We start from the raw sequence: 7,314 nt of genomic DNA, 5'->3' as shown, positions 1-7,314 counted from the left end.
TCGGCACCGTCGCGGGAGCGATGTCGTTGAGCGGTTCGGTGGTGCGTCCGATCGCGCTCGGCGAAGCGACGATCGTCATGTTCGGGCAGTCGTTCCTCAACCGGTTCACCCCGATGAACGCCGGCGGCATGGCGATGAGGATCCGCTACCTCCAGAAGGGCGGGACCGACGGCACGGTCGCTGCAGCGGCGATCGGTCTGACCTCGGCCGTGAGCGGCGTCGTCCAGGTGTTCTTCATGGCGTTCTTCCTGCTGTGGAGCAGCACCGACGTCTCGGCGGACACCGCGTCGAGCGGCGATGGCGGTGGCGGCCCCGATCTGACGATCGTGTTCGTCTTCGTCGGGGCCCTCGTGGTGGCGGCCCTCGCGATCGGACTGACACCGAAGTTCCGGAGCTGGGTCGTGTCGTTCGTCAGGACCACCCTGCAGAAGATCCGGACCGACTTCGGTGAGTTGGCGCATCGCCCGACGAAGCTGGGGCTGCTGTTCGGTGGAACCGCGCTCGGCAAGCTCTTGACGATCATGGCGTTTGCTGCGTCGTGTCGGGCGTTCGACATCGACCTGCCGTTCGCGACCCTCGGTGCGCTCTACATCGTCGCGACGACGATCGCATCGACGGTGCCGACGCCGGGTGGCGTGGGAGCGGTCGAGGCGGCGCTCGTGTTCGTGCTGACGAACGCCGGGGTCGAGGACGCGACCGCGTGGGCAGCGGTCCTGCTGTTCCGACTGATCAACTACTGGTTCCCGACCATTCCCGGATACATCGGACTCAAGATCAGCGAGCGTCGTTCGCTGATCTGACCCGATTGCTCAGCGGCGCGGGCCCTACGACTCGAGTTGCGCGGCGAGGGATTCGGTGGCGTCGATGAATTCCTCGATCATCTCCATCACGACGCTCGCGGCGGACTTCGGTTGGTTCATCGTGCCGACGATCTGTCCGACGAAGTAGTTCGAGAGTTCCGCCGCTCCCGATCCCGGAGTGTTGGCTGCGCGGGCGATGCGCTTCTGCGCCTCGTTGGTGAGGATCGGCTGCAACGGCATCCCGAGCGGTTCGGGGGTGTCCTCGCGGTCCCACTCCTCGGTCCACTTCGACTTCAGCATGCGGGCGTGCTTGCCGGTCAACGACCGCGAGCGGATCGTGTCGGCGCTGGTGGCCGCGAGGAACTTCTGCTTGACGACCGGGTGCGTCTCCGCCTCGTCGGTCGTGAGCCAGACCGAACCGCACCAGACACCCTGTGCGCCGAGCGCCATCGCTGCGGCCATCTGACGACCTCGACCGATCCCACCGGCGCCGAGCACGGGGATGTCGACCGCATCGACGATCTCGGGGATCAGCACCATCGAACCGATCTCGCCCGTGTGGCCACCGGCCTCGGAGCCTTGAGCGATGATGATGTCGACGCCCGCAGCCTGGTGCCGCTCGGCGTGTTGCGGCCGGCCGGCGAGCGCGCCGATCAGCTTGCCCTCCTCCTTGCACCGATCGATCAGGAACTGCGGGGGCGGGCCGAGTGCGTTGGCGACGAACGCCGTGTCGTGTGCGAGTGCGATGTCGAGCAGTGGCATCGCCTGCTTGGCGCTGAACGGCGCCGTCCCACCGGCACCGTCGGCGGGAACGGTCCCGCGGGTCGAGTCGTTGTCCGGAAGTTCGGGGACGTCGTAGCGGGCGAGGATGTCCGCGACGAACTCGCGGTGTGTGTCGGGAATCAGCTTGGCGATGTCGTCGAGCGTGTACCCCCCGTCGCCGTCGCCCGCGTACTTCGCGGGGACGATCAGGTCGACGCCGTACGGCCGACCTCCGACCTCGTCCTCGATCCACGCCAGGTCGATCTCGAGTTGTTCGGGGCTGTGCGCAACGGCTCCGAGCACGCCGAGGCCGCCGGCCTTGGTCACGGCGGCGACGACGTCGCGGCAATGGCTGAAGGCGAAGATCGGAAATTCGATGTCGAGCATCTCGGTCGCAGCTGTCTTCATGGAACCATCTTCGCCCCTCGGTGCTCGCGACCACGAACCCCCGGCACGGCGCGGGTCGAATCTGTTCCGTCGGCGTCTGGCACACTCCGTCAGATGGCCGACGTCCTGTTCTGCACCGACGACTTCGCCGCTCGCCACAGCAGCAGGCTGCAGTCGATCGCGCCGGAGGTGGAACTCGTCAGGCTCGTGGGCGACGACCCGGTGTCCGACGCCGATCTCGAGCGGATCACCCTCGCCTTCTTCTCCCACGACTCGTGGCCCGAACGAGCGCCGAACTTCTTCGGCGTGGCCCTGCGCGCCGCGAACCTGCGCTGGTTGCACACGATGTCCGCGGGGGTCGACAGCCCGATCTTCGCGACGTTCACCGATCGTGGGGTGCGGCTCACCACGTCGTCGGGCAGCAGCGCCGAGCCGATCGCGCGCACGGCGATGATGTATCTGCTCGCACTGAGCCGTGATCTCCCGGGCATGATCCGCGCGCAGGATCGCGCCGAGTGGAACTGGCACCGATGGAGCGAGATCGGTGGCCGCTCGATCGCGGTCGTCGGCTGGGGACCGATCGGTCGCGAGGTGGCGCGGTTGGCGTCTGCGTTCGGAATGGAACCGACGATCGTCCGCCGTCGAGCCCACGGCGGCGAACCGTTCCCGGTCCGCCCGCTCGGCGAACTCGCGTCGATCGCACGCGATCACGACGCGATGGTCGTCGCCCTCCCGTTGACACCTGACACCGAGGGCATCATCACGTCCGAGGTGTTCGACGCGATCGGACCAGACGGGTACTTCGTCAACGTCGGTCGTGGAGAACTCGTCGATCAGGTGGCGCTCACGGCCGCGCTCGTCGACGGTCGCCTCGGTGGAGCGGGCATCGACGTGACCACGCCCGAACCTTTGCCGGCGGACGACGCGCTGTGGTCGGCCCCGAACCTGATCATCACCCCGCACAACTCAGGGTCGACCGCCGAGACCGGGCAGCGCGCCGACGAGGCGTTCCTCGCCAACCTCGAACGGTGGGTTGCCGGGGCCGACCTCCGCAACGAGGTCGCGCCGTGACCTGGCCGAGTGGTCGGCAGCTGGACGGCGGCATCGACCGGATCGGACTGCCGGACGACGTCCACGGCGCGCTCTACCTCTGCGGCAAGCACGTGATCGCGCCGGACCCGGAACTGATCAGGGAACGGCTCGGCGCGGGAACCGTCGTCGTGAGTTTCAACCAGCCGCGCGACATCGCTCGCTACGAGGGCTATGCCGAGTGGCTTCGCTCGTCACCCGACGCGCGCTGGTTCCCGATCCCCGACTTCCATGCCCCGCCCGTCGACTCCGCACTCCCGATCCTCGACGACATCGCGGGCGTCCTGCGCGCAGGTCGGCCGGTGATCATGCACTGCTCCGCCGGGATCGGACGCGCGGGCACGATGGCGGTCGCCGTGCTGATGGTGCTCGGCATGTCGTGGTCGGACGCGCTGGCGACCGTCGCCCGCGATCGCCGCGGTGCCGGACCCGAGGTCGGAGCGCAGACGGACCTGATCCGCGATCTGGCGGCGCACCTCGCCCCACACGACTGACCCCGTCCGGGTCGATCTCAGCCGGCTTCGTACTGCACCGCGGTGCGGGCGCTGACCCGATCCTTGATGTACTCGACGATCACCGCTTGGTGGTCCGGATGGTCGCGGTAGGTGACGTAGTCGTCGACCGACGCGAACTCACCGACGATCGCGTAGTCGAAGTTGCCGTCGGCGAGGCCGAGGTCGGGACCGTGGCGGTAGTCGGCGACCGCAGGAATCGTCGAGACCCTCGCCTCGAGCGCCGCCCGCGTCGCTTCGACATGCGCCGCGTCGACATCGTCGTTCCACTTGAACATGACCACGTGCCTCAACATCGCGCCAGTATGGCGCGGCGACGGGTCGCGGTCAGCGGTTCACGCCTGGGCGGCGAGCGCCAGGACCTCGTCCTCGGGGATCGCACCGAACCAACGGCCGAGCTCGTTGCCGTCGGTGTCGAGCATGACCAGGGTCGGCTGACCGGCGATCCCGAATGCCTGCCACGACTCGAACGTCGGATCCCACAACATCGTGAACGACTCGGTGCCCCGCTCGGCGACGAACTCGTACGCCTCCTCGAGGCTGTCCTGGGTTCCGAAACCGATGACCTCGACCTCGTTCAGATGATCTCGAGCGAACTGCTCGACGTCGGGTGCCTCCCGACGACAGGTCGGTCAATGCGGTGCCCACGCCCACAGCAGGATCGGGCGATCGGACGGAAGGACGTTCGCAAGGTTCGCGGAACCGCGTCGACCCACGTCGTCGACCACGAGGTCGGGGAACGGGTTCCCCTCGAACTGTGATGCCGGATCGACCTCGGCGGCCAACACTCGACCGCCGATCTCCGCAGGTGCCGGTTCCGGCTCCGCCGGTGCCGCAGTCGTGTCGGCGGGCTCGCTCGCGGCAGGCTCGACCGCGACGGGCTCCTCGGTGCCGGCGACGTCGGTCGCCGGAGGTGGATCGGTCGTCACCGACTCGGCATCGACGGGATCGGACGTCGCATCGCTTGCTTCGTCGCTCGCCTCGTCGCCGGCGCTGATCGCAGGTGCCAGTGCGTCGGTGTCGGCCGGCTCGGTCGACGACTGGGCATCCGAGGTGCCACACGCCGCGAGCGTCAGACCGATGGCGGCCACGATCACCGGAAGCCGTCGAACGTTCATCGCACCATGGTCGCATCTCCCACGCCGACTCTCACCTCACATCCGATGAACACCCGCGAAACCCTCGTCGGACCAGGTTCAGCCGGGTGCGGGAGCGGTGTGCGGGGTGACGCCGGACATCAGGAGGCCGAGGGTGTGGACGTCGAACTCGTCGCGGGTCAGTTCTCCCATCACCTCGCCTTCGAGGAGCACGACGATCCGGTCGGACAGCTGCATCACCTCGTCGAGGTCCTCGGAGATCAGCAGGATCGCTGCGCCGCGCGAACGTTGGTCGAGCAGGCGTTCGTGGATGTATTCGGCCGCGCCGATGTCCACGCCGCGTGTCGGTTGTGCGACCACGAACGCCGTGGCGTCGGAGCTGAACTCGCGCGCGATCACCACCTTCTGGATGTTGCCGCCCGACAACGTACGCGTCGGGGCGTCGATGTCGGGCGTCTTGACCTGGTATCTGCTGACGAGGTCTCGACAACGCTCGCCGATCCGGTTGCGACGGAGAAACCCGCCGGTCGCGAACGGGGCGCGGTTGTAGTCGACCAGCATCAGGTTCTCGGCGACGGTGAAGTCGGCGACGGCTCCGTCGCGCATCCGTTCCTCGGGAACGTACGCGAGGCCCATCTTGCGGACCTCGAGCGGGGTCGGGGTGGCCGTCCAGGATTCGCCGATCTTGATTCCCCCGCGCTGGATGGGGCGGAGCCCGAAGATCGCTTCGGCGAGTTCGCGCTGGCCGTTGCCGGACACGCCCGCGATTCCGACGATCTCCCCGGTGCACACCTCGAGGTCGAGGTTCTTCACGGCGAGGTTCCCGCGGTCCCCGACGACGTCGAGATCGGTCACCGTGAGTTGCGGTCGGCCCGCCTCCTGCTGCTCCACCGTGCGGGTGAGTTCGACCGCACGGCCGACCATCATCTCGGCGAGTGACTCGCGGGTTGCCTCGCTCGGGCGGGTGCGCCCAGCCACCCGGCCGTGGCGGAGCACGGTGATCTCGTCGGAGAGGTCCATCACCTCGTGCAGCTTGTGCGAGATGAAGACGAGGCCGCGGCCGTCGTCGGTGAGTTGGCGCAGCGTGGAGAAGAGTTCGTCGACCTCGGGCGGAGTGAGGACGGCGGTCGGTTCGTCGAGGACCAGGACGTTGGCGTCGCGGTAGAGGGCTTTGAGGATCTCGGCGCGCTGGCGTTCACCGACGGCGAGCTGCCAGATGTACGCGTCGGGATCGACGGCGAGTCCGTACCGGTCGGACACATCGGCGAGGCGTTCCTTCACCGGGTCCATGTTCGCCATGCCGTGGCGTCCACCCAGGCCGAGCGCCACGTTCTCGGCCACGGTCAAGGTGGGGACGAGCATGAAGTGTTGGTGGATCATGCCGATGCCCTGGCTGATCGCATCGGACGGTGAGCTGATCGTCACCGGCTTTCCGTCGAGATGGATGGTGCCCTCGTCGGGCTGGTGGAGCCCGTAGAGGATCTTCATCAGGGTGCTCTTGCCGGCACCGTTCTCGCCGAGGAGGGTGTGCACCTGACCCGGCAGCACCGAGAGGTCGACGCCGTCGTTCGCGACGACGCCGGGGAACCGCTTGGTGATGCCGCGCATCTCCAGCATCGGTGCGGCCGAGTCAGGTTGCATGGATGTCTCCGTTCAGACCGTCGGGACGGTCACTCGACGCCGGTCGACAGCGATCCGTCGGTCAAGCCGGCGATCGCATCGTCGGCGCTGGACTTGATCGCGGGATCGAGGTCGTACGCGTCGTTGAACTCCATCTCGAGCCCGGCGTTCTCGAACGTCAGCGTGAACGATTCGCCGCCGAGCGTGCCGGCCGCGATCGAGTCGAGGATCTGGTCGAGCACGACCTCCCAGTGGTACACCTGCGACGCAACGACGATGTCCTCGCCGAGTGGTGTCTGGTTCGACTGGGTGCCGAACCACGGGATGTCGTTGTCGGCGGCCACGCCGGTCGCTCCGACGACCATCTGTGCCGTGCCGGTGAGCACGTCGGCACCGTTCGAGACGTGAGCCGTCGCCGCTTCCGAGGCGAGAGCGACGTCGCTGAACGACTCGATGTAGTTGACGTTGACCTCTGCGTCGGCGTTGGTGTCGCCGACGCCGTTGGTGAAGCCATCGATGTACGACTTCGCGTCGCCGACCTCGATCGGGCCGACCACGCCGATCACGTCGGACTCGGTGAGCTGTGCCGCCATCACGCCGTTGACGTACCCGCCGAGATCAGCGGCCACGGTGTAGGCGTAGACGTTGTCGAGGCCGAAGGTGTCGGACGCGGTGCCCCATGCGAACGAGACGTCCGGGAAATCGGGAGCGATCTCTTCGAGCGGCCCGCCGTACTGCGAGCCGTGGGCGATGACGAGGTCGTACCCGTCCTCGGCGTACCCGCGGATCGCGGCGGCGGCATCCTCGACGACGAAGGCGCCGTCGGTGACCGCGACGTCGAGGTCACGTTCCTCGTCGACGCGGTCGATCGAGTCGATGATCGACTGCGTGAACGCGAGGTCGTTGCTCGCGCTCGGCGCGACGATGCCGATCCTGATGTCGTCGTCAGTGTCGTCCGCTGCGTCGTCGGCTGCGTCGTCGGCTGCGTCGTCGGCTGCGTCGTCGGCGTCGTCGACGGCATCTTCAGTGTCGTCCGCTGCCTCGTCG

The 7,314-nt window shown here is 67.8% G+C and carries 8 protein-coding genes and 1 pseudogene; 3 read left to right on the top strand and 6 right to left on the bottom strand.

Annotated features, from left to right (window positions below):
- On the top strand, nucleotides 1–800 hold an 800-nt coding region (locus WBV89_RS12605; protein ID WP_423981702.1), incomplete at its 5' end, for a lysylphosphatidylglycerol synthase transmembrane domain-containing protein.
- Between the two features lie 24 nt (nucleotides 801–824).
- On the opposite strand, the gene WBV89_RS12600 is transcribed toward WBV89_RS12605, so the two are convergent.
- Complete coding sequence (locus tag WBV89_RS12600; RefSeq protein ID WP_423981701.1) at nucleotides 825–1,970, bottom strand: nitronate monooxygenase; 1,146 nt, start codon at nucleotides 1,968–1,970, stop codon at nucleotides 825–827.
- Between the two features lie 93 nt (nucleotides 1,971–2,063).
- Between WBV89_RS12600 and WBV89_RS12595 the strand changes: the two genes are divergently transcribed.
- On the top strand, nucleotides 2,064–3,020 hold the full coding sequence (locus tag WBV89_RS12595; RefSeq protein ID WP_423981700.1) for a D-2-hydroxyacid dehydrogenase: 957 nt from the start codon (nucleotides 2,064–2,066) through the stop codon (nucleotides 3,018–3,020).
- Nucleotides 3,017–3,532: a protein-tyrosine phosphatase family protein gene (locus WBV89_RS12590; protein ID WP_423981699.1), complete on the top strand. Its 516-nt coding sequence runs from the start codon at nucleotides 3,017–3,019 to the stop codon at nucleotides 3,530–3,532. Before WBV89_RS12595 ends, WBV89_RS12590 begins: the two co-directional genes overlap by 4 nt.
- A 17-nt stretch (nucleotides 3,533–3,549) precedes the next feature.
- Here the strand turns inward: WBV89_RS12590 and WBV89_RS12585 are convergent, their stop codons facing one another.
- The 5 genes and pseudogenes from WBV89_RS12585 to WBV89_RS12565 form a co-directional block, all read right to left on the bottom strand.
- A complete protein-coding gene (locus WBV89_RS12585) occupies nucleotides 3,550–3,846 on the bottom strand; it encodes a Dabb family protein (RefSeq protein WP_423981698.1) in 297 nt (98 codons plus the stop codon).
- A 39-nt stretch (nucleotides 3,847–3,885) separates the two neighbouring features.
- Nucleotides 3,886–4,170: pseudogene (locus WBV89_RS12580) on the bottom strand (TlpA family protein disulfide reductase); the annotation flags it as partial.
- 12 nt (nucleotides 4,171–4,182) lie between these two features.
- Entirely contained in the window at nucleotides 4,183–4,668 is a 486-nt protein-coding gene (locus tag WBV89_RS12575) for a hypothetical protein (RefSeq protein ID WP_423981697.1), read from the bottom strand.
- Between the two features lie 78 nt (nucleotides 4,669–4,746).
- The gene (locus WBV89_RS12570) at nucleotides 4,747–6,288 is read right to left on the bottom strand and encodes an ABC transporter ATP-binding protein (RefSeq protein ID WP_423981696.1); all 1,542 of its coding nucleotides are present in this window, start codon (nucleotides 6,286–6,288) and stop codon (nucleotides 4,747–4,749) included.
- A gap of 29 nt (nucleotides 6,289–6,317) precedes the next feature.
- Nucleotides 6,318–7,314, bottom strand: a 997-nt coding sequence (locus tag WBV89_RS12565; protein WP_423981695.1) for a BMP family protein, incomplete at its 5' end; no start/stop codon positions are given.

Source organism: Ilumatobacter sp., assembly GCF_049588435.1.
GTDB lineage: Bacteria > Actinomycetota > Acidimicrobiia > Acidimicrobiales > Ilumatobacteraceae > Ilumatobacter_A.
This window is presented reverse-complemented; position numbering and strand designations above follow the sequence as displayed.